The sequence below is a fragment of the Terribacillus saccharophilus genome (genome assembly GCF_002272075.1).
Lineage (GTDB): Bacteria > Bacillota > Bacilli > Bacillales > Amphibacillaceae > Terribacillus > Terribacillus saccharophilus_A.
In genome coordinates this window covers 1-232 of the sequence record NZ_NPBJ01000067.1, presented here as the reverse complement: position 1 = coordinate 232, position 232 = coordinate 1, and the positions used below count along the sequence as shown (strand labels likewise).

Here is a 232-nt window from a genome sequence, read left to right as displayed (position 1 = left end):
GGGTGCTTCTTTTAAGGAGAAGGCGCAGTGAAAAGGCCCAAGCGACTGTTTAGCAAAAACACAGGTCTCTGCAAAGCCGTAAGGCGAAGTATAGGGGCTGACACCTGCCCGGTGCTGGAAGGTTAAGGGGAATGGTTAGGGACTTCGTCCCGAAGCTGTGAACCGAAGCCCCAGTAAACGGCGGCCGTAACTATAACGGTCCTAAGGTAGCGAAATTCCTTGTCAGGTAAGT

The 232-nt window shown here is 52.6% G+C and carries 1 rRNA gene; it reads left to right on the top strand.

From position 1 onward, the window contains the following. Window positions 1–232: ribosomal RNA gene (locus CHH48_RS19240) — 23S ribosomal RNA — on the top strand; the annotation flags it as partial.